This is a genomic window from Methanotorris igneus Kol 5, from assembly GCF_000214415.1.
Taxonomy (GTDB): Archaea; AGJL01; Methanococci; order Methanococcales; family Methanococcaceae; genus Methanotorris; species Methanotorris igneus.
This window is the reverse complement of record NC_015562.1, coordinates 135,447-162,437: the sequence shown is the minus strand read 5'-3', so window position 1 is coordinate 162,437 and position 26,991 is coordinate 135,447. Positions and strand designations below refer to the sequence as shown.

The following is a 26,991-nucleotide window of genomic DNA, read 5'->3' as shown; positions in this document are numbered from 1 at the left end:
TAAGTTTATTCAATATTCTCCCCATGCGGACAGGTTTTTGGTTTGTTCATGAACGAATAGAGCCTTTCAACAGTCTCATCTGATACGACATGTTCAATTTTGCATGCCTCTTCATAAGCTTTGTCCAAATCCATCCCCAAAAAGTTCGTTAGGAAGGTCTCTATTATTCTATGTTTTCTTAATGTTTTTTTTGCTATTTTTTCACCTTCTTCACTTAAACTAATGCCAACATATGGCTCATAAATAATATAACCCTCTTTACTCATCTTTTTTGCCATGTCCGTTATGGCTGAGGGCTTAACATTCAGCAGTTTCGCAAGTTCTGTTGTTTTTATTGGTCTATTTTTATTCTTTGTAAATAAATAAATCTTCTCCAAGTAATCTTCCATGTTTGCAGATGGCATTATATCACCAAAAATTATATATATCAAAACCCAACTTAATTTAAGTGAGCTTAAATTATTTAAGGGTTTCTAATATGTAAAAATTTAACAGTGTTATATTTTTTAAAAAATATTTAAGTTCACTTAAATTATTTAAGTAATATTAATATAGATGGATGGGACAACATGAAATTAAATTCAATCAAAATCTTCCTTATAAACTTTTTACGTAAGTTTATGTGCTTAGGTTGCTATAATAAACATAAATGCTCCATGATTAAGAGGGGAAATAATGTCAAACAATCATAAAAAAATCGTAGCGTTAGTTGGACAACCGAACGTTGGAAAAAGCACCATATTTAATGAATTAACTGGAAGCAATCAATCTATAGGAAATTGGCCAGGAGTTACTGTTGAAAAAAAGGAAGGAATTTTAAAATATAAGGATAAAGAATATGTTGTAGTTGACCTACCGGGCATTTATTCATTAATGTCGAATTCAATAGACCAAAAAATAGCAAGGGACTTTTTGATAGAGAATGAGGATGCAATTATTTTAAACATAATTGACACTCCAAACATAAATAGAAATTTATATCTAACTTTGCAGTTAATTGAGATGGGAAAAAGTCCAATTTTATGTCTAAATTTAATTGATGAGGCTGAAAGATTTGGAGTTTTTGTTGATGAGGAAAAACTAAGCAAAAAATTAAACTTGCCCGTTATAAAAACATCTGGAAGGCATAAAATAGGTATAAAGGAGTTAAAGGAGGCAATATACAACTACAAGCCAAGAAAACCAAATGTAATAAAATATTCTCCAATATTAGAAGAATGCATAGAAAAAATTATTGAAAAATTGGATAATCTTCCAGAATCAGATAAATTTGCCAAACTTCCAAAAAGATGGATAGCTATATCATTGCTCGAAGGAGACCCAGAGGTTTTAGAAGCATTTAAGGATAACGAGGAATTTATGAATTATGTGGCAAAATTAAAGGAAAAAATTGAGAGTAAAATAAAACATGATATTGAAAGTTATATTGTTGAGGAAAGATATAGGGTTTGTGATGAGTTATTGAAGGATATAATCATTTCCACTGAGATTCATGATGATATTGATGTTATTGTAGTTCATCCAATTTATGGAACAATAATATTTGCATGTATTATGTATCTAATGTATAATTTTGTTTTTAGTGTTGGAGGGGTTTTTTCTGAGATAATAGCGGAGTTTTTTGGGTTTATTGGGGGAGTTTTATCAAATATCCTACCCCCATTATATAAGGGGTTTATTGTTGATGGTTTGTTGGCGGGAGTTGGGAGTGTTTTGGAATTTTACCCTCAAATTGTCTTAATCATGTTTTCCCTATCAATTTTAGAAGATTGTGGATATTTAGCAAGAGTTGCAGCGTTGATGCATTCGATAATGTCAAAATTTGGTTTGAGTGGGAAATCGTTTATCCCAATAATTTTAAGTTTTGGATGTAATGTCCCTGGCATAATGGCAACAAGAATAATCGAGAGTCCAAGGGATAGATTATTGACTGTATTGGTGGCTCCATTGGTGCCATGTTCAGCGAGATTTGTAGTTATTGGATTCTTAGCGGGGGCATTTTTTGCGTCATACAAGGCATTATTTACTCTATTAATAATATTAACAACAATGGGCTTGATGCTTTTGGTATCTTCTTTGCTTGGAAGAATACTGTTTAAAAGAGAAACTGAGCCGTTTATATTTGAACTCCCCCCATATAGAACACCAGATTGGAGGAATGTTTTAAAAATGACATGGGAGAGGAGTAAAGAATTCTTAATAAAAGCAGGGACCATAATTGCACTTGGTTCTTTAATATTCTACTATATCTTCAACTATCCAACCATAGAAGATAGTTATGCAATGGTTGTTGGGAAAATCCTTGAGCATATAACTCTACTAATGGGATTAGACTGGAGAGGAGCAATAGCATTAGTGTTTGGAATATTTGCAAAAGAGTTGGTGGTTTCTACATTGAGCATTGTATATGGAGATGTAACAAAATATATAACTCCACTGCAGGCGTTTGTTCTATGCTTAGTTTCGGTTATCTACATCCCATGTTTGGCAACAATTGCAGCCATTTATACAGAAACTAAGAGCATAAAATGGACGCTATTTGGGACATCCTACAACTTAATCCTTGCAACAACAATAGGAATTATTGTTTACCAACTTGGAAAATTACTTGGATTTTAGTATTGAAACTACCATGAATATGATGTTAAAAACTCGTTAATATTTATCAATTAATTTGAATATTTAGAACATTATCCATTAACTTTTTTAATAACAATTAGTATTATTAAAAACTGCCTTTGTATACGCATGGTGATTTTGATGATAATTTTTGGACTATTTGGTAAAACAGGTTGTGGAAAAACTGAGATTTTAAGGGAATTAAAAAAACACCATCCTGTTGTTGACATTGAGGAGTGTGCAAACACGCGAGGAAGCATATTGGGTGATTTATACCACCTAAAGCAAAGAAGTCAGGAAGAATTTGAAAAAGAGTTGTATAAGCAAATAAAAAAAGCGGAGGAGAAAGGATACTGCGTTGTTGAATATGAAGGTAGAAAGATAGGAGGTGTAAAAAAATTAAAAATTCCAGAGTTGTTCGCCAATTTGAACAATTACACCTACAAAATATTGGTAGATTGTCCTTATGAATGTCAAATAAACAGATTATTAAACCAATATCTTCCAAAAAATGAACATGAAAAGAGAATTTTAATTTCTAAGTTTGAATTGTTGAGAAATTCATTAAAAAGGGAAGAAATTTTAAGAACTATTGATAAAATCATTGAACTAATTGAAAAGGATGAATATTACAACGCTGCCCTTTTAATAGAGGAAAAACTTTACAGAGAACACTACATGAGGGTAATAAAAAAAATACAGCCAGATTTGATTGTTTATAATGAAGATTTAGACAAATCTGTCAAAATTGTTGATGAATTTATAAAATCAAAATTAAAACACGTTGATAGGTGAGAACGTGGATGAGGAAATCTTGGCAAGGTTATTAACTTTTAAAGATGATGTTGTTCTATCTATTATTTTAAATGATGGTAGGAAGATGATAACGGATGGTAAAAAAATCCTTGCTGGGAAAGTTAGTGGGGAGTTGGCATCTTTTATTTTAAACAAATCAAAAGAAGTCCTTGAAAACAAAAAAATAGAAGTCGTTGAATTTAATAATTATAAAATTTACTTTGAGCCAATAGACATCAAAAACTATCTGAATTCAGTTGGGAAGGAATTAACTGATGATTTAATAACAGTAAGTGATTTAGAGGAATTAATGAAGAAAGATGAAGTTATTATTGTTGATGTGAGGTCTCCAAGGGAATATAAAGAAAGAACAATACCAAATGCCATAAATATTCCTCTATTCTTAGATGAGGAGCATGAACTCATTGGAAAAATTTACAAACATGAAGGAAAAGACAAAGCAATGGAGGTTGCAGCAAAGATTATTGAGGAAGGTATTAGGAGAATTATGAGAGAAGTAACCAAATTAGATAGAAATAAAACAATTGTTGTATTTTGTGCAAGGGGTGGAATGAGAAGCCAATCCATCGCCTTAATATTAAAACTTTTAGGATTTAGAGTTAAGAGATTGATTGGAGGATTTAAAGCATATAAACATATTAAATAAACATTAATTGGGGTGGTGCATAATTGATACATCTAAATTTATATTCTAACGTCTTTAATCCTTATTAGGGGATAATTTAGAGTTTTTAAGTTGTAAATTGCTAATATTTGTGCGGTTATAACCGATAACATACAGAAAACGTATTTTTTCTTAAAACCTTTTACATTTGTCCAGAATCTATTCATAATCTGGTTTTTTATAATACTTCTTTAAATATCTCACTAATTCCCTCGTATAATATAATCCTTTTAAAACCCCATAAGCTAATAATCTCAACTTCAATACTAAATCATAACCCTTAGGTCCCCTACGTTTTGGTTGTTCGATTTTATCAGTAAGATATTTATCTATCAAAGTTATAACTATCTTAACGGCGTCCATGGGTATTCACCATTCGATTTTTATCACTTTTTGTATTCTATTTTTGACTCACCATATTTAAATTTTTTAATTATGCACCACCCTCAGATCTAAAGAAATAAAAAATCTGAATATAAACCCCTTTGTTTCTATAACATTAATTGATGGATTGTCTGGATTAGAAGAACCTGCTATGAGAGGAATACTGTCTGTTTTAGGGAGAAATATTAGGATAGTTGGAGGTTCAACAGGAGATGATTTAAAATTTAATATGACATATCAATATGCTGATGGAGTTTACAATAATGCTGTCATTAACACAATAGTAGCTGGTTTAAAGATGGGCACAGGAATGGGTCATCCATATAAACCAACTGATAAAGGAGCTGTTGTTACTAAAGCAAAAGATAGAACAATTTATGAGTTAAATAATAGACCTGCTGCTGAAGTATTAAAAGAACTTTTAGATGTTGATTCACTAACCCCTGAAATTCTATCTGAAAACCCTTTTGGTTTAAGAAGTTCTGATATTTATGGGGATTATATTATAAAAAGTGCTATGCGTGAAAATCCCGATGGAAGTATTAGCTTATACTCAGAAATTTATGAAGGTAGCTATTTATCTATAATGGAAACTGATAGAGAGACAGCTATAGAAAGTTTTAAGAAAGCAATAATGATGGCTATTAATGATGCAAATATAGAAAAAGAGGATGTGGGGGCTATTGTTATATTTAACTGCATTTTAAGACACTTTTTAAAAGAAAAATTAAAAATAAATGATGTAGATATTATTAAAGAAGTTGTTGGTGATGTTCCTGTTATAGGGTTTAATACTTATGGTGAGCAAGGATCTACAAGAGGTGGGGCTATAGGGCATTATAATCAAACTTCTACTATCTTGGTTATTAGTAAAAAAGCCATTTCTCAATAACTTTGTTGTATCCTGAAATTATTTCGTTGTTCATGTTCATGTTATCACCCCTTTATTACACTTGGTATTTTCGAAGTATACTTCGTATGGGGTTTTAAAACTTAATGAGCGGTGTGGTTTTATTTGGTTGTGCCATTCAACGAATTCTTTCAGGTTGTCGCTTGCGTAGCAAGCGAGCAACGAAAACCGAAGGTTTTCGTCTAATTGAACTTGTCCAGTCGATATTCAACTTCCCTATTTATTCTTTCAACTTTTCCTATCGTTTGAGGGTGTCTGATTGAGGTTTTTATATGCAAAATTTCCCTTTCCATTAGAAACTTCTGAAATCTCGAGATTCCACCCCTTGCAGGGACGAATTGGGTTCCATTGTCAGTTAATATCTTTTTCGGCGTTCCATGCTTTTCAAAGCATTCTTCTAAAGCCGAGATAACAACGTCGGTTGTAGCTTCTTCGTAAATTCCAGCGTGTAGGATGAATCTACTGTGATCATCAATTATTAACAGGAGATTATATCTAACTCCATCCACATCTACGATTTTAGAATCCATCTGCCACATTTCGTTAGGTTTTGAAGCGCTGAATCGCTTTGGCTTTTCGCTTGCGTAGCAAGCGAGCAACGAAAACCGAAGGTTTTCGTCTAATTCTTTCTTTTCTTCTTTCCCTTCTGGATAAGGTCGAACTCCTTCAGTATAGTATATATACGATTATGAGGAATATGTATATTGTGCTTACTCTCTATGTATTTCTCTAAATGCACTGCACTGGTTCCTTTATACTCCTCAACTGCTTTAAGAACTAAATCAATCTCTTCCTTCGATATTTTCTTTGGCTTTCTACCCCTACGCTTTATCTTTGGAATTTCTCCGGTCTCTCTATATTCTTTCCATATTTGCTGAACTCTACGGGGAGTTACTCCAACTTTCTTAGCTATACGGCTGGTTTCAAAGCCCTTTTCTTTCCATCTAATGATTTTCCTAATCATTTTATCGTTAAGTTTTGCCCCCTTCATATTATTCTTATTATTAACATTCCTCTTTTTATTACCTACTGATGCGAAATAATTTTGGGATACAACAGTTAAATATAACTATGTCTGACATTTTAAATTATAGATTGTCAGTCTGTAGAGATTATGCAAAACTAACAGCAGCTCTCTTACTAAATCTTTATCCAGAAAATAAAATTTACTTTTTCGAATTTTTTGGATATCTTGGACATGTAGCAACAGGAATAGAAATAAATGGAAAAACATACATTCTTGATCAAAAACTACCTATATTGGATGAACAAGCTTGGTTAATTAAGCAGAACATAAAAGAAGCAACAAAACTAATTTTAATGGAAAGAAATGGAGAATTTTTTGTTGAGAAAGTGGGAGAAATAAAAAGAAAAAAAGATAAGAGTTCAAATATTAAATTTAAATTAAAGAATATAATACCAGAATTGGTTGAAGTAATTAGTAAAGCAATGAAAGAAAATAAAAAAACAGTTTCTTTTAAGTTAGAAAATTGGGGCAAAATATACAATATTGAAGATCAACTTATTAAAGAATCTCTTATAAGATTTTTCAAACTACATCTATCTAATGAGTTGGTTAGTAATTTTTCAAAAATAAAAGATATTAATATAATAAAGCAAGGAGACAATTTAGTTTTAAAAGTTGAGCTTAAGGGGGTTAAATATTTAGTGGGTCTTGACGGTTAATTTATATCTCAACAATTAACCTATAGTCTTCCTCTGGTATTTCTCTCATTGCCTTTCCCATTATATGACCACTCCACTTCTTTTTGTTGGTGATAAATTTAAGTTTTGGAATCAAATCTTTAAAATTAACTGGTGGTTCAAAAACTTTAACTTCTTTTAATTTAACCCTCCAAGGGAATTTTTCATTTGGATTTCTTGGAGTTGGCTTGAAAACTTTTGTAGAATCTTTATACACCTCTGAAACAACTTCATAAACTCCTCTTATATATGGCGGTTTGTAATCCTTCCCACTCCTCTGAATTTCATAAATAATTAGTTTATCTCCCACTTTAACCTTATTTATTGTGTTTTTATGCCTTTCAGCAACTCCCCAAATCTTTTTATCTTTTATAATTTTCCAGTTGTCTTCATTTGTTATGCAGAGCCAGTATGTCATTATCTCACCTAAAAATTTATTTCTATTTTCATTAGATTTTAAAAATTCTAATCTTTTTCAAAAATTAACTAATATTCCTTATACTTAAATAATACTCTACAAACTCTTCTTGTTCCTGTGTTTCAACAGCACACTCACAATAACGCTCTCTAACATACTCTATTGGATTTTCAACCCCATTTAACCCAGTCCAAACTGCTAAAACAGTTCCAGTTCTTCCATGCCCACCAATACAAGAAACAACAACTTCCCTCTCCTTAGAAACATGATATTTTATAAAATCAACAATCAAATCCATATCCTCAACAGTTGGAATGCCATAATCCTCAATTGGCACATATAAGGTTGGAATTCTCATCGGATATTCAATAATTTCACACCACCTCATCAACCATAACTCATCCAATATTACAAACCCCCCAATTTTATCTTTTAAATGAAATGGAAAATAAGGAAAACTTGCAGGTCTTACTCCAAAAATACTAACTTCCCCATTATGCCTACACTTGCCCATAATAATCACCATTTTTGTATGAGTAGTTTTCCAAAATCTCCAAAATTTACTTAATTCAAATTTGGTTTTATTTCTATCCAACCATCATTTAAAATTTTAAGTATGGCATTTTTCAAAAGTTTAATACATTTCTATGTTCTAAATAATGTGTTTTTATTTTTAATTATTTTATCAAATAATAGGGAATTTGTTTTATCTTAAATTCTGTTTTTAAAGGATACTCTTTTTTATCGGTTTTAAACCCCTTTTCTGAGATAACTAACATTGGTAATGACAACTTAAAATGTTCTCTTTTAATGAATTTTTCTAAATCTTCTAATGCAGAGTTAAGCCCAACTTTTTCTACTTCAATAGGTATTGGTATCTCAATGTCAAAATCTCTTGAGAAAATGTTTAATTTTAATTTTAAAATTAGAACAATATCAGGGGAATCTATTTGTCTGTAGTTTTGAAAAATATCAATGTCTTTGACCTCAACTTTAATTTCTTCATTCTTCTTTTTTTCCAGTAACTTTTCATAAAATTCATCTTCAGAAATCATAAATTTAAAACCTCCTTTATGAGTGGTTTCAGGTAAATAACGAAATTTTTTAATGTTTTTTCATTTACATTAAAATCATTTAATTCTCCTTTTAAAAATTTAATTATTTCCTCAAAATCAGTTCCTATTTTTTCTTGAAGTTCTTTTTTGTAAGTTTTAAGTTTTTCTTCTATTTCATAATAATTATCTGGGATACTTTCCTGTCTATCTAAGATTTTTTGGTAATGTTCAATATCTTTTTTCATTTTTTCGTATTTGGATTTTATTTGATTAAATTCATCTAAAAATCTATCAACATCTTTAAAGTGCATTTTTGAAATATTGTAATTTATACCTTCTAAATATTTGATTGCGTTATAAATATTTTCAATTCGCTCATCCTCAATTGTGATTACCTGATGTTTGGTTTTTGTTTGGAGAGGGTTTATTTATAGACCCATTTATATATCTCAACCCTGCAACTATAAATAAATATACCCCTTATACATTAGGTAATCTTGAATGAACATGAGCGTCCCCATTTTTAGATGACTTCTTTTATAGCATACCATTTTTTTATCGACGTTGGTTTTATAATACCATTAACAACATCATAAAACAAAATTTCATTTTTTATTAGGAATTTAACATCTTCAAAGATTTCATCTTCAAAATCATCAATATTTACTTTAATTTTTTCCTTAAATTTACTTAAAACTTTTAACAGATTCTCTTTTCTTTCTTTATTTGATTTTAGTAGATAAACTAACCTATCTTTCTCAATATTTATCCACTGTCTTATTGTCTCTTCAACAGACAAACCAAGTTTTTTATTTTCAATTAAATCAACTATTTCATAAGGTAAAGATAGATAATTTAAGCAATAATTAATCTCTTTATCATTAAATCCTTCTTCTTTTAGAATTTTTTTAATATCTTCTTTTTTTAACCAGTCAATTAAATAGTATTTTGAAGTGTTTTCCAATGTGGAATTTTGATAAATCTCCTCTATAAATAGAGTATCTGAAGTTAAGCATACAACATGACATAAATGTCTAACCTTAGTCAAATGCACAAAAAGATTAAACAACTCATTTAATAATGATTTCCCTCCATTAAAATAGATATTTTTTAATTTTTGTAGTTCGTCTATTATTAAAACTGGTTTCTTTCTATCCTTAACAACTGCATTTATACTTTCGTTTATCTTAGCAAAGATATCATTTAGAGATAGGTTATTAAAATCAAAATTCTCTTCAACTCCCAACTTGAATATTTTTAGGTTAATTTCTAACTTGTTTAATAAGTATTTTTTATCACCTTTTTCGAAAAATATTTCTAAGAACTCTTCCTTTGTTGGAGTTGCATATTTTCTTAAATCATAATAGAAAAATACTAAATCCCCCCTCTCAGATAATTCTTCAATAACTCTAAGCATTACTGTAGTCTTTCCTGATGATTTAGGACCATAAACAAAGAGTATAGAGTTTGGTTCTAATTGGCAATAGGTTTTTAAATAATTTAGTTCTTTTTCTCTGTTGAAGAATTTCACAATTTCACCGTTTTTTACTGTTGAGATAAAAAATTTAAATGGGATATGTGCAAAATTAATAGAAATTGATTCCCTAAAAAAATTAAAAATATCTAAAAGTACACAATCAAATTTGAATTTAAATTACATAAAAACCATTAGTTATTGCTCCAATTCCACAAACCTATCCTACGCATTTTTGCCTCTTTTTCAATTTTTATAAATTCATCTTTTAACTCAAAATTGCTGATATAAACTCTTGCATATCCATATTTAAGCAGTTCTTCATTAAAGTTTACGAAAACCTCCGGTTTTCGAATCCCGTAGGTAGTATTACTTACAAATATATAAGCTAAATACCTCCCATACTTATCTTTTTTAGGTGCTTTGTTATCAAAAACCACTATTACAGTTTTATTTTCAAGTTTATTCTTTGCAAATTCTGTTGCTTTGTACCCCCATTTTTTTAGATAATTAACATCTGTTATTGGAGTGTTTTTATCAATATAATATTCATAGGGATTGTTCTTTATGTGAGTTTCTGGAGTATCAACTCCCAACAACCTTATTTTGTATTTTGTCCCATTCTCTGCAACAACATAAACCGTATCCCCATCAACAACTTTAACAACTTTTCCATAGAAATGCTCATGGGTCTGTATAAAATCAAAGTTATCATTAAAACCATTGCTATTGTGATTATTAAACTCTATGCACCCAGATAAAAAAATAAAAAATAACAATATTGTTAGAGATATTTTACTTTCCATAATATCTCACCAATAAAAATGATATGCCAATTAAAGAAAGAGCAATAACTCCAAGTGGTATTGGTGCTTTTGCTGTTGATGTAGATGATTTTGGTGTATAATATACAGTTAAGGTAATAGAATTAACTGTAATATTATCACCTTTACTTTTATCAACCTTTATAGTAATTGAGCCATCACTCAAAATATCTTCTGCTTTGGGGTAGTTAATTGTAAATGTTGTTGTTGAAAATCCATTATTGTCTAATAGTCTTCCTAATTCTTCATTATCGGCATAAACAAGGTCTTCACCCATATTAACCCCAAACGCTTCAATTTCAATAACTATGTTGTTTATAATTATGTTGATGTCATTGTAGTATGGGAAATTAAATGTCCAAGATTTATCAGTTTTTGTTGCTTTATCCTCAATCTTAACTATTTGGCTATAAATTTCATTTTTGTCTGATGTTTTATTGTAGTAATGCACATACATTATAGATTTGTTAATTTGCATTTTGTCGTTTTTATCAACTTTCATTTTAATGTTACCATTGGAATCAATATATGAAGAATTGATGTTAAATGTAGTTATACCATCTCCATAATTCAAATACCCTATTTTCTTATTGTTGGCATAAACATAATCTTTTCCTGAGGCATCAACATCAAACGCAATAATTTTAATTTCTATTTTATCTATTTTTTCAAAATCATATGGAAAATTAAATATCTCATTAATATCATTTTCGGTGTAATTATCGTTAGGATATTTTGTATCACTCCAAATTTCCCCATAAACCACACTAAATAACAATAAAGTTCCTACCAAAAAGATTATTTTTTTAAGCATATTCCTCACCTATATATATTGCATAAAATCTACATATACAATTTTATGGTTATAACCCAATATAATTTTTATGGTTATTTTTCTGGGCAATCTAACTCCTTAGAAAAAATCTTGATATCTATTATTGGAGTTTCATCAAATGCATCAATCTTTTCTACATATAACCTATTATTTTCCATTTTTAAAATTTTAACGTTGTAAATGCCAATTGGATTTGGCCTAATTGGGGATCTTGTTGAAAAGACTCCTCTTATTGGATTGTTTATGTTACCTTTTGGGTGAACCTTTAGTATTTTCCTTTTGTTAGGAGTGTCGCTTTTATCAAACCACACAAAGACTAAAATTCTATTTCCTTCATTGAGGTCATCTAAACCATCTTTAAACTCATTAAATATTTCCAAAATTGTGTTGTTAGTTCTTTGTTTAATTTTTCCAATGGGAAATACCCTAAACTCCATAAAAAACACCAAATTACATTAAATTAAATTTTCGGGATATTTTCCAAGAATATTGCCTTTCATATCTATTATTATGCAACTAAAGTTTATTTTCCACCTATTTGACAACCTATCAACAACTCTCTTCGTTATTACATTAAAAACTCCATGTAAAACATTTTTTTCTTTTAAAATCTCCATAATTTCTTCTGTCGTATTTGCATAGAGTATCTTTTTTAAGGTATTTTTATCATCAATAAATAAAGAAGCATAGGCAGTTAAAATTTCATTCCTCGCATCTGCAACCTTTGAATGAGTATCAAAAATTCCTGCGGCAAGTTTTATTATCTTTCCGGCATGACCAAATACTAAAATGCTCTTAACGCCCTTCTCCTCTGCCTTATCAAGCATATATCCCCAAAAATTTGAGACCTCAACTATTTGGTCATCTTCTGCATTTAAAAGTTTTTTAGCGAACTTTGTCCCGATATTTCCAGGCGTGAATATTAACGTCTCATACCCATTTGCAAGCGCTACATCAATTTGAGGAACGAGAGATTCCCTATATGCCTCATTTGACATTGGTCGAACAATTCCAGTAGTTCCGAGTATTGAAATTCCTCCAACAATACCCAATTTTGGATTTAAGGTTTTTTCTGCAAGTTCTTTTCCTTTAGGGGCAGAGATTTTTACAATAACTCCTTCATCTTCATCAAGTAACTTTAATAAGTTATTTTTAATCATCTCCCTTGGCTTTGGATTTATAGCATAATCTCCCTTCTTTATTTGCAAGCCGTCTTTTGTAACAATACCAATTCCTTCCCCACCAATGATTTTAATTTCTCTTCTTTTTATCAATTCTACTTCAACAATTATCTCTATCCCATTTGTTATATCGATATCTTCCCCAGCATATTTTACTACTGTTGTTTTTGCTGTATTTTTTCTTATTCTCTCTATTTTTTCTATTGGAATAATTAATATGTCTCCGTTTGGATTCTCAATCTTAACATAGTTTAGTCTAACATTATTTTTCAAAAAATACAGCCCCGCATAAGCCCCAGCGGCTGCACACGAGCCAGTTGTATAACCTAACTTCCCCTTTTTTCTAAAATCGTAAATCATACTGCCCCTCAACTTAATATTTAAATGTTTAGTTTTATAGTTGTTTGCATTATAAATGGTTTAAAAACTTAAAACTTAATTAAATTAAATGAAGGGCTAAGTCGTTTGCAATTAAATGATCCCTACAAATTCAAATTTAAATTTATTAAACAAACTCCCAAAATTGAAATTTAAGATAATAATTTTATGACACCATTCGCAGAACGACTATATACTTTATTTTGAAAATTTAGCTCCAACTTTAGCCATTTAAAAATGTGTGTAAAAATTTTATGGCCAAGTTATTAATTTTGGAACTTCGGGTAGTTTTTTGATCTTTTTCTTTATCAACTCTGGCCAGTCATCAAATTCAAATCCATACTGGGCTAAGAACCCAACAACCCATCTTGTTATTCCATACCCAGTGCATCCTGTCCAAACTCTTCTTCCTTTATAATCCTTAATTCCAAAGCCCTCGACGAAATGTGTTCCATGCACATTTGCTGATGTTACGGCAACACCTTTTCTTTCATCTTTTATATGGGGTAAAAGTAATCTCATCTCATACTTTGGAACATCTGGGAACTCTATGCCCCTATCTTCTTTTTTCCTTCCCTCCAAGTAGAATGGATCATCCCCAACCTCAACCCAATATTCTAAGTCCAATTTCTCCGCCAATTTTTCAGCATATTTTAAGGTCTCATCTCTTGTTTTTTCAACAAATTCTGGGGAACCAATCCAAACACATTCAACCCTCAAGAATTCATTAACTCTATCCAATCCTCTTGCTCCTCCACCTTCCCATCTGTATGTCCATCCACTCCTATCAAAGAATTTTATTGGTTTATCAACATCAATCATCTCATGGTCAAAGAATTGGTAAAACGGCTCGCATTGTGCCGGAGCTAAAACATAACCTGGATCTCTCAACAAGTTCTTTAATTTTTCAATAGGAATTTCTTTTTTAATCATCATCTCGCTAACAAATTCCTCAAATAATTCTGGCTCTCTTTTTGGTGGACAAACGTAATACATTCCCTCTGGCAACCCTTCCAAATATCTCATCTTATACATAATTTCCAATGGAATTAACTTTGGAAATAAGCATTCCTCAAAGCCAAGTTTTTTAACAACCTCCTCAACAATCAACTCTTCCATAGCTCTAAACAATGCTGCCATTGGAGGAGCATAGAACCACTGCCCTCTTCCTGGGAACTTCTTAACCCATCCCAATTCCTCTGCAACATCTGTTGGGTCTTTGTCAAAGGTAATTTTTCTCTTTGCCTTGTATTCTCTAACTATTGTTCCTGGTGGGATTTTGCAGACCTCAAAGGTTAAATCCCTCTCTTCTTTTTCCAATTCATTTTTTACAAATTTTATTGCTCTATCGATAATGTTTCTTTTCAATTCACTATCTCCAACATTTTCAAATATTAATTTTATCTCATTATTGTCAATCTCTACTTCACACTCTGGAACCTTTTTGCCTTTTAACTTCTCTGCCTTTTCTGATGGAATTGTTATAACGTAGTGGTCTATGATTATATCCCTAACACCTATCCTATGCTCCCTACCAAGTTTTTGAGCAAGTGGCTTCCTCAACCTTATTAATCCTTCATGTGCTCTTGTATAGGTTCCTGAAACAATTTTTAATTTTAATTGATTTCCTTCAAATTTATAATCTATTATTTTTGAGGCCTCATCTTCCTTTCCCTTTGGTACACCTTTTAAAAATATCTCTCTGCTGTTTTTTATAACCTCTTCTGCGCTTTTTATTGCCTCCTCGGTTAGTTCTTTGCTAAACATTATCCTTCCGTCAAGTTCAAACCTCATGATTTCACCATTACAATGAAGTTTTAGTCATATTATAGTCCCATTTTATATTTAAGTTTAAGTAAGTTTAAAAGAGTATTAAGATCTGTTTCCTCTCAAAATTTTAAGAACCTTTTTTAATGACATGTTCTCCTCATAAATAAGAGTTCCTATTTTGAAGAGTTTTATTGAAATGATGAATGATGCAATTGTTGATAAAACCATAATTGCCAAAGAGAGAACTAACTCCCAAATTTCCACGTTAGTTATTGACAATCTCATCAACATTACTTGTGGTGCTGTAAATGGGAGATAGGAGAGGATTTTTACAACATAGTGGTTTGGATTCGTGAGGATGAGATTTAACATCATAAATGGGATTGTTTGAATAATTACTATTGGTGCAATTATCTGACTGGCGTCCTTTAGATTTGTGTAGAGTGAGGCTACTCCACAAAGGAGAGAAGTGTAGAACAAATAAGCCAATATAAAGAATACAACTGCCATAGCCACCAAAAATGTAGATACTTTAATGGCATATACAATAACCACTGGCAATGCAAACATAAGCCATATTGATATTTGGATTAACCCAACAACAGAAATCCCCAAAATCTTTCCAATCATAATGTTTTCTGCATTTGTAAATGAGAGGAGGACTTCCATTATACGATGTTCTTTTTCCTCAATTGTATTACCTACAATCAACCCAGAGACTGTCGTTATGGCAATGTATAAAATCATGACAAACCCTATAGGCAATATTTGGGAAAAGATGCTTTCCTTTTCTTCACCCTTTTCACTTATACTGTATATTTCAAGGTTTAATGGGGATTTTACACGGTTGTAGGTTTTATTATCCACTTTATCTTTTAAAAGTGTTTCAAGTAATAAGTCCCTAAGTGTTTCTGCTATTGTTGGATTTATAGATTTTGTTGTGGAGTATATTATAATTTTTCCAGTATCCAAATAATCCTTTGGAATTATTGCTAAGATGTCTATTGTTCCATTTAAGACGTCATTTTTTCCTTCCTCAATGTTATGATACTCAATAAAATACAGCGTTATATTTTTCTGTTGGATTGAATTGTATTTTACAATTTTGTCTGGTATATTAACTCCAAAATAATCAATATACCCAATCTTTAAATTCCCTATATCGGAAGAAAAATAGAGTCCAATAATAGCGATTATTATCATAACTAACGGAACACCAACAGTTCCAATGATAAATTGTTTCCTTTTTATTGTGGACAATATCTCATGCTTAGCAATGGTTTTTATTTTAGATGAGTTTATTTTCATTTCTTTCCTCCCCCTATGCCTCCGAACGTAGTGAGGTATAGTCGTTCTGCAATTAAATGTCAGTTGTCCTAACATAATTTTAATTAAATGTTGTTAAACTACTTCTAATTGAAATTTAAGATAATGATTACCTTTGGTTTTCGTTCAACTTTTTAAAAGTTTCTTTTAGAAATAAATCCTCTAAGGAACTCCTAACTTCAAACTTAATAAGATTTCTTAAAATTTCTTCATTTTTTATCAATAATATTGCCTCTTCATGTGGCAAATTCTGCTTTATTAATTTTCCATCTTTAATATACTCCACATATGCAACTTTTTTGTGGCATATCTCATCTATCCTTCCATAGTGAATAACTTTACCATTTTTTAATACCAAAACTCTATCACAAAACCTCTCTATCTTTTCAAGTTGGTGTGTGGATAAGATGATACTCTTCCCCATCTCTTTTAATTCAAAGAGAATTTCCTTCAAAAGGTTGAGATTAAAAATATCAAGTCCAGAAAACGGCTCATCCAATATAATTATATCGGGATTGTGCAAAACAGATATTATAAATTGAACTTTTTGTTGATTTCCCTTTGAGAGAGTTTTTACTTTTTGATTTTTGTATTTGTAGATATTCAGTTTTTTCAGCCAATAGTCAATTTGATTTTTGATTTCCTCCTTTTCCATCCCTGCCAATTCCCCAAAAAACGTTAAAACCTCCCCCACCCTCTCATCCTTATAAAGTCCCCTCTCTTCTGGAAGATAACCAATTTTCCCATTCACTTCAACTTCTCCTTCATAATCGTTAATAATGCCTGCTATAATCCTTAGTGTTGTTGTTTTCCCTGCTCCATTATGCCCCAAAAGTCCAAATATTTCCCCCTCATAAACTTCAAAAGAAATGTTGTCAATTGCTTTTTTATCCCCAAAATATTTAACTAAGTTTCTTACTTTTACCTTTTTCATTATTCTCCCCATTATAAACATTTCCAAAAAATTAAGGAAAAAAGAAAAATATAGTCGTGTGTGTTAGAATTTGGACATAACTTCAATAAAATTTGTGAAATATCAAATACTTAATTTCAAAATTCAAAGGAGGATAAGGATTTATTTAAAATTTTATTGATTATAAATTAAGTTTAAAAATCCACTGCAACTTTCGGTTGCAGGGAAGTTGAATATAGTCGTGTGCGTTAGAAATTGGAAATATACTATTGTAAATTTTTAAAGATTTATGCCTTATTTCAAATTTTAAGAGGGCTAAAGACCATTTAAAAATTCATTAATGCATAATTAATGGCAAAACCAAAGGTTTTGCCGTATGGATTAATGGCAAAACCGAAGGTTTTGCCGTATATCATTTCCGCACACGACTATAAATAAATCCTTTCATTTCACACCATAAAATAAAGAATTAATGCAAAAGAATTAATGCGATAAATTTAGAATGTAGTTACTTTTCCTTCTATAATCATTTCTGTAACTTCCATGATGTTATCAAGCCATTTATTTGCTATCTCTTTTGCCTTAGGTTCAATATCCTCTAATTTGTATCCTTCTTCAGTAATAATCTCAATGTCCAATGCCTTTGGTTGGTCAATTGGTTTACCAATTTGGCTTAATATTCTTACGTAGCATTCCTTAACTCCATCCAATTTTGCAATGTCATTTGCTATTAAGTTAGCTAATATGTTGTAAATCTTCCCTACGTGGTTTATTGGGTTTTTACCACTTGCTGCTTCCATACTCATAGGTCTGAATGGGGTTATTAAACCATTAACTCTGTTTCCTCTTCCTACTGAACCGTCATCTCCCATCTCTGCTGATGTTCCAATAACTGTTAAGAAAACACTCTCCCTCTCATAATCATCAGCGGTGTTAATACAAACCTCAACTTCATAATCTTTTGCAATTTCTTTTGCAATCTTTTCAACTCTCTTCCTAACTTCCTCAATAACTTTCTTATATTCTTCAACATTCTTCACATATTTATCCACAACTGCCATTGCAATGGTTAATGTTATTTTTTTGCCCTCTCTCAATCCCATAACCTTTATATCTTCCCCAACTGCTGGAAGCTCTTTCTTTAATTCTTCACTGTTTAAGTATTTCTCTATTTCCAAAACAAGTTTTTCTGTTGTTGACAATGGAGCGTAGCCAACCCCGAAGGATGTATCATTTGCAAGAGGCACTTCATTTTTCTGCCTTTCAAAGACATCAACTAAATCCACGGAACCTTGCCCAATTCTGCAGTCCACAATGACATCTTTGTCAATATCTGCATTTCTTAAAACCTTTTTTAAGTATTCTTTTGCTGCCTTTACAGCAACAGTGCTTACTGGAAGCTTTATAACTTCGTTTTTCTCCTTGTCATGGATTTCCATTGTAGCTCTTCCAGACAATAAGATGTATATTGGGCCTACCATTTCTCCGCCACCAAACTTAGGGTAGGCATGCCCCCCTACAAGTTCAACTTGGTCTGTGTTGTGGTGTAAAACAGTTCCAAATTTCTCTTTATACATTTTGCACAATGCTCTACTAACACTCTCTGCTATACCATCACAAATGCTGTCTGGATGTCCTAATCCTTTCCTCTCTACGATCTCTACTGGTCTTTCTTCTATTGAAGGCAAATCCAATTTTTTCACGATTATATTCCTCATTTCATCACCTTTATTAAAGTAATTTTTAATAAATTAGCATAGAGTTGGTTGTTTGCGTTAGAATATGGACAAAGACACACTTAAATTTATCTTAAATTTATTTATTATACAGTCTATTCAAAATTTAAAAGAAAAATCTTTGCCAGCTTAAAATTATTAGGACTTGATTATAAAGAATTCGCAAACAACTATAAATGGTATAAGATTATTTAAATTTAATTGTTTAAGTTTTATGTTGTAATCTATGTTAATTTCAAATTAATAAATCTAACTAAAAAACAAATAGTGAGAATATGCTTTCAGAGAGGGTTATAAACTTTGAATCTTTTGAAGTTATGGATATTTTGGCAAAATGTGAAGAGATGGAGAGAAGAGGGGAAGATGTCATTCATTTAGAGATTGGTGAGCCAGATTTTGATACACCAAAACCTATAGTTGATGCATGCCTAAATGCTTTAAAGGACGGCAAAACCCACTATACAGACAGTTTGGGGATTTATGATTTGAGGGAAAAAATTTCTGAGGAATATAAGGGGGAGTATGGTGTAGATGTTTCTCCAAATAATATAATAATAACTGGAGGTTCAAGTTTAGGTTTGTTCTTTGCAATCTCATCAATAATAGATAAGGGAGATAAGGTCTTAATACAAAATCCTTCCTACCCATGCTATAGGAACATAATCAAGTTTTGTGGAGGAGTTCCAGTTTATTGCAATTTTGAGGATATTGAAAGTTACATAAGCAAGAGAACTAAAGCAGTTATAATAAATTCCCCATCAAATCCATTGGGAGAAGTTATTTCAAGGGAGATTTTTGAGGAGATTTATGAAAACATCCCCTATGTGATATCTGATGAAATCTACTCGGGCCTTATTTATGAAGGAAAACACATATCTGCAATAGAATTTGATGAAAATTTAGAAAAAACCATAGTAGTCAATGGATTCTCAAAACTCTACGCTATGACTGGGTGGAGGATAGGTTATGTTATATCAAACAAGGAGATTATAAATGCCATTTTAAAACTACAACAGAATTTGTTCATTGCTCCAACAACATTTGTTCAATATGGGGCATTAAAGGTTTTTGATGAGGACGTTAAAAAAGCAAGAGATGAGATGATTAAAGAATTTGATAGGAGGAGAAGATTGGTTTTAAAGTATGTTAAATCCTTCGGTTGGGAAGTTAACAACCCCATCGGTGCTTATTATGTATTCCCAAATATAGGCATGGATGGGAGGGAGTTCTCAACCAAATTACTTGAGGAGAAAAAGGTCGCCACTGTTCCTGGCATAGCATTTGGAAGTGCTGGGAAAAACCATATAAGAATCTCCTACGCAAATTCCTACGAAAAAATAAAAGAAGGGATGGAGAGGATAGAAGAATTTATAGAAAACAATTTTTAAGCCATATTTCTTATTTTTTTGGTTCTATATACGGCATAATCGTTCCAACAAATGCCTCAAAACTTCTTGATTGGATATATATCTTCCCTGTTCCGCTAAACTCATAAACTTTACCTTCTCCTCCAAGTATTGCGGATTTCAAACTACCTAATTTAGTAAGTTTATAATCTAAACCTTCGGTAAATGCCACAAGATGCCCGTTATCAACAATAATACTTTCATCATTCAACTCTATCTCTTCAATAGCCCCAAAACTTGATAAAAATATATCCCCCTCTCCTTCTAATTTAATTAAAAATAATCCTTTTCCTCCAAAAAATGTCTTAGCTCCTCCAAATTTTGTGTCTATTTCTATATTTGGGGATGATGCTAAGTAAGAACCACTTTGGGCATATAAAGTCCCATCTAAAACATGATGTACTATATCTCCAGGTGCTGATGGGGCAAATCCTATTCTTCCACTTCCACTAAATGTATTTATAAAAACACTTTCTCCAACAATTGCCCTTTTTAATGCTCCAAGAAGTCCACCTTTTAGGTTTGTATTTACTTTTATTGAAGTATCCATATAGACCATTGCTCCCGTCTCAGCATTAATTTCTTGGTTGTCTAACTTAACTTCAAGCAACGAATAACTGGGAGTATATTTTATTTCAAATTCATAATCTTTTCCTCTCATGATACCACATCTTCTTGTTGTACATTATAATTCAAAATTACTTTACTATTATTTTACTCTATTATACTTTAAATAATTTTGTATCTATCTTAACTTTAAAGTTTTGTCCCAACACCAACAAACACTCTATTTCTCCCTATCTTATCACCAAATTTTGAATACAACTCTATGTTATGTTCTTTTGCATATTCCTCAACCTTTTTTCTTCCAGCATCAACAGTTTTTTCTCCAAAGGAAATAACAAGAGTAGTTCCATTAATAGTCTCTTCTCCCAAAACAGGTTTTATTTTTAATCTCTTCAAGTCATCGAAATCACTCAAATGATTAATTATCATCTTTGCATCGTCAATAAATGGAAAATCTTTTAGATATCTTGTTATAAATTCTATGTTTCTTTGCCGTTCTTGTCCATATTTTTTTATCTCTACATTGTAGTAGTTTAATTTCCCATCTTGGAAATCCTTTATTATACTCTTTGCCGTTCTATCCAAATCAACCTCATTACCCTTTTTTAAATATTTCAGTTTTTTTCCAATTTTTTTAAGGAGTTCCTCGTTTATCTCATCAACCTCAACCCCATAGTAGTTTGGGATTATTGTTTTGTCAAAATCATGCAACCTCTTCAATATCTTTAATGCTGGGGAGATTAGGTTTTCTGCCTTTTCAAGTCTCAATGCTCCAGAAATTATTAATTCATCCTCATCCTTCATCTCTAAAACTCCCGGAGTGTCTAACAACTTTATATTTTTTGTTAATCTAATCCACTGCTCTCCTTTTGTTAATCCTGCCAAAGAACCAGTTAACGCACTCCTTCTCCCAGTTAATGCATTTATTATGGAGGATTTTCCAACGTTTGGATAACCAACAACTCCAACCTTTCCTTCTTTTATGTTGTTCTTTTTTAGGTATTCTTTTATTTTATCTCTAAGTATTTTTGTTCCCATCCTATATTTTGCACTCATAAATACTGCATTGCCCAATTTTTCCTTCCACTTTTCCAAAACTTCCTTTGGGACCAAATCTGCCTTATTTAAAACATAAATCAACTCTTTATTCATTTTCTTTATTTTCTCCTCTAACTCTTTATTTCTTGTTGTCTCTGGGTCTCTGGCATCTAAAACTAACAAAATAACATCACACTCATTAATAATTTTATTGACAATCTTTTTAACTGGAACTTTTTTATATCTCATGTTCCCACCTACAAATAGCAAAGTTTTTTAAAATTTGTTGATTTTAAATTTATGTTTAAATTCGTGTTTGTTTTTAAATTCATATTTTAGGGAATAAAAAAGTTGTTTATGAATTTTCTTGCACTTATTTGTTTCAAAAGAACAATAAACTAACTGTAAAATTTCAAATAAAGTTAAATTATAGTCGTGTGCAGAAGTGATATATATTCAAAGTTAAATTTTTGTCGTGGTTGATGAATTTTTAGAAAATTTAATTAATGTTAATATTCTAAATATTTTTGTTATAAAAGCAAAGATGACTACCTCCCAATAGGAGACAGTCGTTTTTACCTTCATTAATTTTAATACTTTTTGTCACTGACTATATATAAACTTAATACTTGTCTCACTCGCCTCCCCTATCTCCGAGCGCAAGCGAGGAGAGTATAGTTGTTTGCCTTACAAATGAATAAAAACTTCATTAAATTTAAGGGATAATTAATCTTTATTTGGAATTTTATAATTGAATTGATTTATCATCCTTTTAAAAAATAATGGCAAAACAAAGTTTTGCCGTAAAATTTGGCAAACAACTATAACAAAAACCGTAGGTTTTTGTCTGAATTCATCACCGCCCTAAAGGGCGGTGCTTTCTTAGCGACAACTAATGGTAAATTTAAAGTTTTAATTTGGTAGGGATATTATGATTGTCTTTAAAAATGGGAAAATTATTGATGTCTATAGTGGGGAAATAATTAAAGGAAATGTAGGGATAGAAGGAGATAGAATAATCTTTGTGGATTTTGATGGCAATATTGAAATTCCCGACGCCAAAATAATCGATTTAAATGGGAGATACATATCCCCCACTTTTATAGATGCCCACATTCACATAGAATCTTCCCACATTATCCCCTCTGAATTTGAGAAATTTGCATTAAAGAGTGGAGTTACAAAGGTTGTTATAGATCCTCATGAGATTGCAAATGTCCTTGGCAGGGAAGGGATTTTGTTCATGATGAATGATGCGGAGATTTTGGATGTTTATGTTATGATTCCTTCATGTGTTCCAGCAACAGAATTGGAAACCAATGGGGCGGTTATTGGTGTTGAGGATATTGAAGAACTCATAACTCTACCAAATGTTTTAGGTTTAGGAGAAGTTATGAATTATGTTGGGGTTATAAATGAGGATGAGGAAGTCATAAGAAAAATAGAAGTTGTAAAAAGAGCAGGGAAATTAATAGATGGGCACTGTCCCCAACTAAAAGGATTAGATTTATGCAAATATATCTCCCATGGTATCATGTCGGATCATGAGTGCACTGAGGAAGAGGAAGCATTGGAAAAACTAAGGTTGGGCTTAAAGTTAATGGTTAGGGAAGGAACGGCATCAAAAAATATAAACCTTCTCTCTATGACCAAAAAAATTAAAGATAAAAGAAATATAATGTTGGTTAGTGATGATGTATCTATTAAAGATTTAAGCAACAAATATATGCTCAACATCCTAAGAAAAGCAACAAAATACGTTTCTCCTGTTGAGGCAATCCAAATGGTAACCATAAACCCAGCAAACTATTTTGGGTTTGATGTAGGAATAAAACCAGGAAATGAAGCAAGTTTAATTATTTTTAATGATTTGAATAATTTTGATGTGTGGGATATTGTTGTTAAGGGAAAATTTTTGGATGAGATAATAAAGGAAAAAAGCAAAAGCAAAAATAACGGCATCAAAACAGTTAAACAAAAATCCACCATAAACTACAACTATAAAAAGAAAGAAGACTTTTTAATTGAGGGGATTGACTACAATATTAAAGATAGAAGCGTTAGAGTTATTGAGCCTATTGAACACTCTCTAATAACAAATGAGATTATTATGGATGTTGAAGAGGCAATAAAATTAAAAGACAAAAACAAAATAAACAAAATATTTGTTTTGGAGAGGCATAAAAATACAAACAATATTGGGAAGGGATTAATTTTTGATTTTTTAAAAGAAGGTGTTGTGGCGTCTTCCTATGCTCATGATTCGCACAACGTTATTGTTGTTGGAAATGATGAGGAAGATATAGCATTGGCAGTTAATTTCTTAAAGGACATTGGTGGGGGTTTTGTTGCTGTTAAGGATGGAGAAGTTGTGGATTACTTAAAGTTATATATTGGGGGGATTATGGGTGATGATGGAGATTATGTTTTGGAAAAAACTCTATCTATGGAAGATAAAGTAAAAAATTGGAGTAGATTTGAAGATATATTCTTATCTATGTCCTTCCTATCTCTCCCAGTAATTCCAGAATTGAAAATAACTGACAAAGGACTCGTAAAAGATATGAAAATTGTTGATTTGTTTGTTTAACTAAAACTTTAATGATTGTTATTCTTTTTTGTTTATTTTAAAGAAATCATCTAATGTAACCTGCTTACCAAAATTTTTAAGTTCCTCCTTTGAAACTCCCAATGCCTCCATAATCCTCAAAACTGGTGGAAGGATTTGGTTCTCTATGTAATATTCGACATCATAATCCTCAGCTTCTTCTGGAAGTTTTGCCCTCTCACTTATTGATTTTTCACCACTCGTTATAATGTAGCCAATAACATCCCCTATCCTTAACCTTCCACCTTTCTTCAATATTCTCTTTGCAACTTCAACATGCGGGGCGGTTGTTTTATATTCCTTGGGGTCTTTTGTTAGTTGAGTATATATTATTAAGTCCTCCTTGTTTACTTTCCCCTTCTTTAAATCATCTACTACATCTTGAATGATTTTTGTTGCCTTTTCTACATCCCCCTCAATTAAAAGCGTCTCTAAAACTGCCTTTTGTGTTTTCTTTGCAATGTTCGCCCAGTCCCTCCTCACGAACTCCAGACCCTTAATGGTTATTTTATTGTTTTCATCTATTAGTGCATACCTTTTCTTTGTTACAAAAATTCCCCTCTTATAAAAGCCCTCAAACTCCAACTCCATGTTTCCTGGGAGTCTAGAGTTTATCATGTCTAAAAATTCATGAACTTTTTTGATTAGTTCATCTTTGCTGATTTTTTCCTTCCAAATTGCATAAAAACCGTCAGTATCGCTGTAAATAACCCTAAACCCAAATTTCTCCGCCTCTTTGATGGTTTGTTGAATATATTTTCTCCCCAAGTATGTAACAACCTCTGCACATTCTTTTGAATACCACCTTGCCCTTGGGAAAGCTAAATAACCATAGTGACTATTTGCCAAAATCTTCAATGACTTTTGTTCATAATCAAAGAGTTTATATTCTTCATCAATTTCTCCTTTTTTTGCTTTTTCTTTCATTTTTTTCTTAATCTCCATTCTCCTCTCAACCAAATTTCTCAATGTTTTTGGTATTAATCCTTCTTTCTTTTTACAGAACCAATGCTCTAAAATCTTTTCTGATTCGTCCTTACAACACTCACAATCAATGGTATCTGGGCTTATGTTGTGGCTTATTATAATTGAAGGGTAAAGAGCTTTGAAATCGAAGGAAACAATACTTTCATGCATTCCTCTTATTGGTTCTTTAACATAGCCTCCCTCATAACTCTCCTTTAACCTTCTTTGGTATTCTTCATTTGAAGGTTTATTTGGGGCAATTGTGTTGTTTTTAAATGCATTTTTTAATAAGAGATATTCTACCATCTGACTGCTACTCATCCTTGTTATCTCAAAGAGTGTCTGATTAACAATCCTTGAAAACATTACCTCCAAAGGTAAAAAATACTCACCAATCTTAAATGTGTAAAGTGCATCTTGGAAGGAATATTCAATAAGTTTTTCATCATTTTCTTCCCAAAGTTTGCCTATATTTTGATGTCCAACTTCTAATTTTTTAACTCCAAAAAGTTCCAATGCAACATCCTCTAACTTATACTTTGTTAAATGGAGCAATCTCCTCGCTATTGAGTATAAATCAATATGTACCCTCCCAGGAATGTAACTTCTTAAATGCATACCCCCTTTTGAAATTTTTATTTCTTCCCCATCCCTTCCCAAATTTAACTTTATCCCATAAACCTCTGCTCTTTTCTTTAAATAAGGAAAATCAAAATTGTCCCCGTTGTAAGTATAAATTATGTCATAATTTTTTAGAATTTCAATAATTCTCTCAATAAGTTCTTTCTCATCTTTAACAACCTCAACATACTCATGGCTAAATGGTTTGTAGGTAATTACCTTCTTAAAATCCTCTGCATAGAAACTTGCCATTAATATTGGGTCTTTTTGTGGGTCTGGCTCAGCATTTCTATTATAAACTTCCATGTCAAACGCTATCGCCTTTAATTTTGGAATATCCTTTCTTTTTATTTTATTTTTTTCAAAATCCCAATATGTCATGGGGATTAGTTCGTTATCTATCAAATATCTCTTTGCAAATGGGATATCATGCTCATAGATATCCAAAACTTCATCAAGATCCTTTAAAATCCTCAACTTAGGAACATATTTTGGATGTTTTGTAATTATCTTCAAAATTTCCTTTTCTTTGTTGTGTATTTGTTTTTTAACTACCTCTATATCTTCAACATAGTGAAAAAGTCCATTCTTCTTTAAAAACCCCTTAATTTTTTCAATGCTGTTGTTGGACATTTCCTTCAATTCAACGTAAAAATATGGTTTGAAATTTTCATCCTTCAATATTTTTTGAATTAAATACAGGTAAATAATTGCTCTATTATTTTCAGTTTTGTATGTTAAATCAACTAACGCATCCATTTTAAACACCAAAGCAATT

General features: G+C 31.2%; 26 protein-coding genes and 1 pseudogene. 7 read left to right on the top strand and 20 right to left on the bottom strand.

Features of this window, described 5'->3' with window-relative positions:
- Window positions 1-5: 5 nt before the first annotated feature.
- Window positions 6-404 carry a metal-dependent transcriptional regulator gene (locus tag METIG_RS00785; RefSeq protein ID WP_013798326.1) on the bottom strand — a complete coding sequence of 133 codons (399 nt, stop codon included), beginning with the start codon at window positions 402-404 and terminating at the stop codon, window positions 6-8.
- A 271-nt stretch (window positions 405-675) separates the two neighbouring features.
- Between METIG_RS00785 and feoB the strand changes: the two genes are divergently transcribed.
- The 3 genes from feoB to METIG_RS00770 all read left to right on the top strand — a co-directional run bounded on the left by feoB (window position 676) and on the right by METIG_RS00770 (window position 4,081).
- Window positions 676-2,619 carry a ferrous iron transport protein B gene (feoB, locus tag METIG_RS00780; protein WP_013798325.1) on the top strand — a complete coding sequence of 648 codons (1,944 nt, stop codon included), beginning with the start codon at window positions 676-678 and terminating at the stop codon, window positions 2,617-2,619.
- A gap of 141 nt (window positions 2,620-2,760) precedes the next feature.
- Window positions 2,761-3,414 (top strand): selenouridine synthase SelU-like subunit, encoded by a 654-nt coding sequence (locus tag METIG_RS00775; RefSeq protein WP_048055469.1) that lies wholly within the window; start codon window positions 2,761-2,763, stop codon window positions 3,412-3,414.
- Window positions 3,415-3,418: 4 nt separating this feature from the next.
- Window positions 3,419-4,081, top strand: a complete 663-nt coding sequence (locus tag METIG_RS00770) for a selenouridine synthase SelU-like subunit (RefSeq protein WP_013798323.1) — start codon at window positions 3,419-3,421, stop codon at window positions 4,079-4,081.
- Window positions 4,082-4,119: 38 nt separating this feature from the next.
- On the opposite strand, the gene METIG_RS09490 is transcribed toward METIG_RS00770, so the two are convergent.
- Together METIG_RS09490 and METIG_RS00765 are read right to left on the bottom strand one after the other, a co-directional pair.
- Window positions 4,120-4,266, bottom strand: coding sequence for a hypothetical protein (locus METIG_RS09490; RefSeq protein WP_013798322.1), 147 nt, complete (start codon window positions 4,264-4,266; stop codon window positions 4,120-4,122).
- On the bottom strand, window positions 4,259-4,462 hold the full coding sequence (locus tag METIG_RS00765) for a hypothetical protein (protein ID WP_013798321.1): 204 nt from the start codon (window positions 4,460-4,462) through the stop codon (window positions 4,259-4,261). Before METIG_RS00765 ends, METIG_RS09490 begins: the two co-directional genes overlap by 8 nt.
- 97 nt (window positions 4,463-4,559) lie before the next feature.
- On the opposite strand from METIG_RS00765, the gene METIG_RS00760 reads away from it, so the two are divergent.
- A complete protein-coding gene (locus METIG_RS00760) occupies window positions 4,560-5,375 on the top strand; it encodes an FIST signal transduction protein (protein WP_322785245.1) in 816 nt (271 codons plus the stop codon).
- 36 nt (window positions 5,376-5,411) lie between these two features.
- On the opposite strand, the pseudogene METIG_RS09775 reads toward METIG_RS00760, so the two are convergent.
- A pseudogene (locus METIG_RS09775) lies at window positions 5,412-6,384 on the bottom strand (DDE-type integrase/transposase/recombinase).
- A gap of 80 nt (window positions 6,385-6,464) precedes the next feature.
- Here METIG_RS09775 and METIG_RS00745 point away from each other — a divergent pair.
- Entirely contained in the window at window positions 6,465-7,079 is a 615-nt protein-coding gene (locus METIG_RS00745) for a transglutaminase-like domain-containing protein (RefSeq protein WP_048055467.1), read from the top strand.
- A 1-nt stretch (window position 7,080) separates the two neighbouring features.
- Here METIG_RS00745 and METIG_RS00740 read toward each other — a convergent pair whose 3' ends face one another.
- From METIG_RS00740 to METIG_RS00680, 13 genes are all read right to left on the bottom strand, one after another.
- Window positions 7,081-7,515, bottom strand: a complete 435-nt coding sequence (locus METIG_RS00740; protein WP_013798319.1) for an EVE domain-containing protein — start codon at window positions 7,513-7,515, stop codon at window positions 7,081-7,083.
- A 64-nt stretch (window positions 7,516-7,579) separates the two neighbouring features.
- Window positions 7,580-8,029, bottom strand: a complete 450-nt coding sequence (locus tag METIG_RS00735) for a protein-tyrosine phosphatase family protein (protein WP_048055466.1) — start codon at window positions 8,027-8,029, stop codon at window positions 7,580-7,582.
- A gap of 163 nt (window positions 8,030-8,192) precedes the next feature.
- Complete coding sequence (locus METIG_RS00730; protein ID WP_013798317.1) at window positions 8,193-8,570, bottom strand: hypothetical protein; 378 nt, start codon at window positions 8,568-8,570, stop codon at window positions 8,193-8,195.
- On the bottom strand, window positions 8,567-8,815 hold the full coding sequence (locus METIG_RS00725) for a hypothetical protein (RefSeq protein ID WP_172632600.1): 249 nt from the start codon (window positions 8,813-8,815) through the stop codon (window positions 8,567-8,569). The genes METIG_RS00730 and METIG_RS00725 overlap by 4 nt, the downstream gene beginning before the upstream one ends.
- A gap of 278 nt (window positions 8,816-9,093) precedes the next feature.
- Window positions 9,094-10,101: an ATP-binding protein gene (locus tag METIG_RS00720; RefSeq protein ID WP_013798315.1), complete on the bottom strand. Its 1,008-nt coding sequence runs from the start codon at window positions 10,099-10,101 to the stop codon at window positions 9,094-9,096.
- Window positions 10,102-10,238: 137 nt separating this feature from the next.
- Window positions 10,239-10,850: a calcium-activated nuclease EcnA gene (ecnA, locus tag METIG_RS00715; protein WP_013798314.1), complete on the bottom strand. Its 612-nt coding sequence runs from the start codon at window positions 10,848-10,850 to the stop codon at window positions 10,239-10,241.
- The gene (locus METIG_RS00710; RefSeq protein WP_013798313.1) at window positions 10,840-11,682 is read right to left on the bottom strand and encodes a hypothetical protein; all 843 of its coding nucleotides are present in this window, start codon (window positions 11,680-11,682) and stop codon (window positions 10,840-10,842) included. Before METIG_RS00710 ends, ecnA begins: the two co-directional genes overlap by 11 nt.
- A gap of 74 nt (window positions 11,683-11,756) precedes the next feature.
- A complete protein-coding gene (tsaA, locus tag METIG_RS00705; protein WP_013798312.1) occupies window positions 11,757-12,140 on the bottom strand; it encodes a tRNA (N6-threonylcarbamoyladenosine(37)-N6)-methyltransferase TrmO in 384 nt (127 codons plus the stop codon).
- Between the two features lie 18 nt (window positions 12,141-12,158).
- Window positions 12,159-13,244 carry a cobalt-precorrin-5B (C(1))-methyltransferase CbiD gene (gene cbiD / locus METIG_RS00700; protein WP_013798311.1) on the bottom strand — a complete coding sequence of 362 codons (1,086 nt, stop codon included), beginning with the start codon at window positions 13,242-13,244 and terminating at the stop codon, window positions 12,159-12,161.
- A gap of 270 nt (window positions 13,245-13,514) precedes the next feature.
- Window positions 13,515-15,056, bottom strand: a complete 1,542-nt coding sequence (gene serS, locus METIG_RS00695) for a serine--tRNA ligase (protein WP_013798310.1) — start codon at window positions 15,054-15,056, stop codon at window positions 13,515-13,517.
- A gap of 78 nt (window positions 15,057-15,134) precedes the next feature.
- Window positions 15,135-16,340 (bottom strand): ABC transporter permease, encoded by a 1,206-nt coding sequence (locus tag METIG_RS00690; protein WP_013798309.1) that lies wholly within the window; start codon window positions 16,338-16,340, stop codon window positions 15,135-15,137.
- 127 nt (window positions 16,341-16,467) lie between these two features.
- Window positions 16,468-17,292 carry an ABC transporter ATP-binding protein gene (locus METIG_RS00685; protein WP_048055464.1) on the bottom strand — a complete coding sequence of 275 codons (825 nt, stop codon included), beginning with the start codon at window positions 17,290-17,292 and terminating at the stop codon, window positions 16,468-16,470.
- A 476-nt stretch (window positions 17,293-17,768) separates the two neighbouring features.
- A complete protein-coding gene (locus tag METIG_RS00680; protein WP_013798307.1) occupies window positions 17,769-18,989 on the bottom strand; it encodes a methionine adenosyltransferase in 1,221 nt (406 codons plus the stop codon).
- Between the two features lie 293 nt (window positions 18,990-19,282).
- Here METIG_RS00680 and METIG_RS00675 point away from each other — a divergent pair, with 293 nt between their 5' ends.
- Window positions 19,283-20,395, top strand: a complete 1,113-nt coding sequence (locus METIG_RS00675; protein ID WP_013798306.1) for a pyridoxal phosphate-dependent aminotransferase — start codon at window positions 19,283-19,285, stop codon at window positions 20,393-20,395.
- A 10-nt stretch (window positions 20,396-20,405) separates the two neighbouring features.
- Here the strand turns inward: METIG_RS00675 and METIG_RS00670 are convergent, their stop codons facing one another.
- Entirely contained in the window at window positions 20,406-21,074 is a 669-nt protein-coding gene (locus tag METIG_RS00670) for a TIGR00266 family protein (RefSeq protein ID WP_013798305.1), read from the bottom strand.
- A gap of 95 nt (window positions 21,075-21,169) precedes the next feature.
- Window positions 21,170-22,267 (bottom strand): GTPase, encoded by a 1,098-nt coding sequence (locus tag METIG_RS00665; RefSeq protein ID WP_013798304.1) that lies wholly within the window; start codon window positions 22,265-22,267, stop codon window positions 21,170-21,172.
- A 682-nt stretch (window positions 22,268-22,949) separates the two neighbouring features.
- Between METIG_RS00665 and ade the strand changes: the two genes are divergently transcribed.
- A complete protein-coding gene (ade, locus tag METIG_RS00660) occupies window positions 22,950-24,608 on the top strand; it encodes an adenine deaminase (protein WP_013798303.1) in 1,659 nt (552 codons plus the stop codon).
- A gap of 18 nt (window positions 24,609-24,626) precedes the next feature.
- On the opposite strand, the gene METIG_RS00655 is transcribed toward ade, so the two are convergent.
- Window positions 24,627-26,972 (bottom strand): DNA-directed DNA polymerase, encoded by a 2,346-nt coding sequence (locus tag METIG_RS00655; protein WP_013798302.1) that lies wholly within the window; start codon window positions 26,970-26,972, stop codon window positions 24,627-24,629.
- Window positions 26,973-26,991 lie beyond the last annotated feature (19 nt).

Excerpts from the sequence above, each read along its gene's own strand:
- METIG_RS00690 (WP_013798309.1), bottom strand. The coding sequence starts at position 16,340 with ATGAAAATAAACTCATCTAAAATAAAAACCATTGCTAAGCATGAGATA.
- METIG_RS00725 (WP_172632600.1), bottom strand. The coding sequence starts at position 8,815 with ATGAAAAAAGATATTGAACATTACCAAAAAATCTTAGATAGACAGGAA.
- METIG_RS00740 (WP_013798319.1), bottom strand. The coding sequence starts at position 7,515 with ATGACATACTGGCTCTGCATAACAAATGAAGACAACTGGAAAATTATA.
- METIG_RS00765 (WP_013798321.1), bottom strand. The coding sequence starts at position 4,462 with ATGGACGCCGTTAAGATAGTTATAACTTTGATAGATAAATATCTTACT.
- METIG_RS00675 (WP_013798306.1), top strand. The coding sequence starts at position 19,283 with ATGCTTTCAGAGAGGGTTATAAACTTTGAATCTTTTGAAGTTATGGAT.
- METIG_RS00685 (WP_048055464.1), bottom strand. The coding sequence starts at position 17,292 with ATGAAAAAGGTAAAAGTAAGAAACTTAGTTAAATATTTTGGGGATAAA.
- METIG_RS00775 (WP_048055469.1), top strand. The coding sequence starts at position 2,761 with ATGATAATTTTTGGACTATTTGGTAAAACAGGTTGTGGAAAAACTGAG.
- ade (WP_013798303.1), top strand. The coding sequence starts at position 22,950 with ATGATTGTCTTTAAAAATGGGAAAATTATTGATGTCTATAGTGGGGAA.
- serS (WP_013798310.1), bottom strand. The coding sequence starts at position 15,056 with ATGAGGTTTGAACTTGACGGAAGGATAATGTTTAGCAAAGAACTAACC.
- cbiD (WP_013798311.1), bottom strand. The coding sequence starts at position 13,244 with ATGATTTACGATTTTAGAAAAAAGGGGAAGTTAGGTTATACAACTGGC.
- METIG_RS00680 (WP_013798307.1), bottom strand. The coding sequence starts at position 18,989 with ATGAGGAATATAATCGTGAAAAAATTGGATTTGCCTTCAATAGAAGAA.
- METIG_RS00665 (WP_013798304.1), bottom strand. The coding sequence starts at position 22,267 with ATGAGATATAAAAAAGTTCCAGTTAAAAAGATTGTCAATAAAATTATT.
- tsaA (WP_013798312.1), bottom strand. The coding sequence starts at position 12,140 with ATGGAGTTTAGGGTATTTCCCATTGGAAAAATTAAACAAAGAACTAAC.
- METIG_RS00785 (WP_013798326.1), bottom strand. The coding sequence starts at position 404 with ATGCCATCTGCAAACATGGAAGATTACTTGGAGAAGATTTATTTATTT.
- feoB (WP_013798325.1), top strand. The coding sequence starts at position 676 with ATGTCAAACAATCATAAAAAAATCGTAGCGTTAGTTGGACAACCGAAC.
- METIG_RS00655 (WP_013798302.1), bottom strand. The coding sequence starts at position 26,972 with ATGGATGCGTTAGTTGATTTAACATACAAAACTGAAAATAATAGAGCA.
- METIG_RS00735 (WP_048055466.1), bottom strand. The coding sequence starts at position 8,029 with ATGGGCAAGTGTAGGCATAATGGGGAAGTTAGTATTTTTGGAGTAAGA.
- METIG_RS00710 (WP_013798313.1), bottom strand. The coding sequence starts at position 11,682 with ATGCTTAAAAAAATAATCTTTTTGGTAGGAACTTTATTGTTATTTAGT.
- METIG_RS00670 (WP_013798305.1), bottom strand. The coding sequence starts at position 21,074 with ATGAGAGGAAAAGATTATGAATTTGAAATAAAATATACTCCCAGTTAT.
- ecnA (WP_013798314.1), bottom strand. The coding sequence starts at position 10,850 with ATGGAAAGTAAAATATCTCTAACAATATTGTTATTTTTTATTTTTTTA.
- METIG_RS00745 (WP_048055467.1), top strand. The coding sequence starts at position 6,465 with ATGTCTGACATTTTAAATTATAGATTGTCAGTCTGTAGAGATTATGCA.
- METIG_RS09490 (WP_013798322.1), bottom strand. The coding sequence starts at position 4,266 with ATGAATAGATTCTGGACAAATGTAAAAGGTTTTAAGAAAAAATACGTT.
- METIG_RS00730 (WP_013798317.1), bottom strand. The coding sequence starts at position 8,570 with ATGATTTCTGAAGATGAATTTTATGAAAAGTTACTGGAAAAAAAGAAG.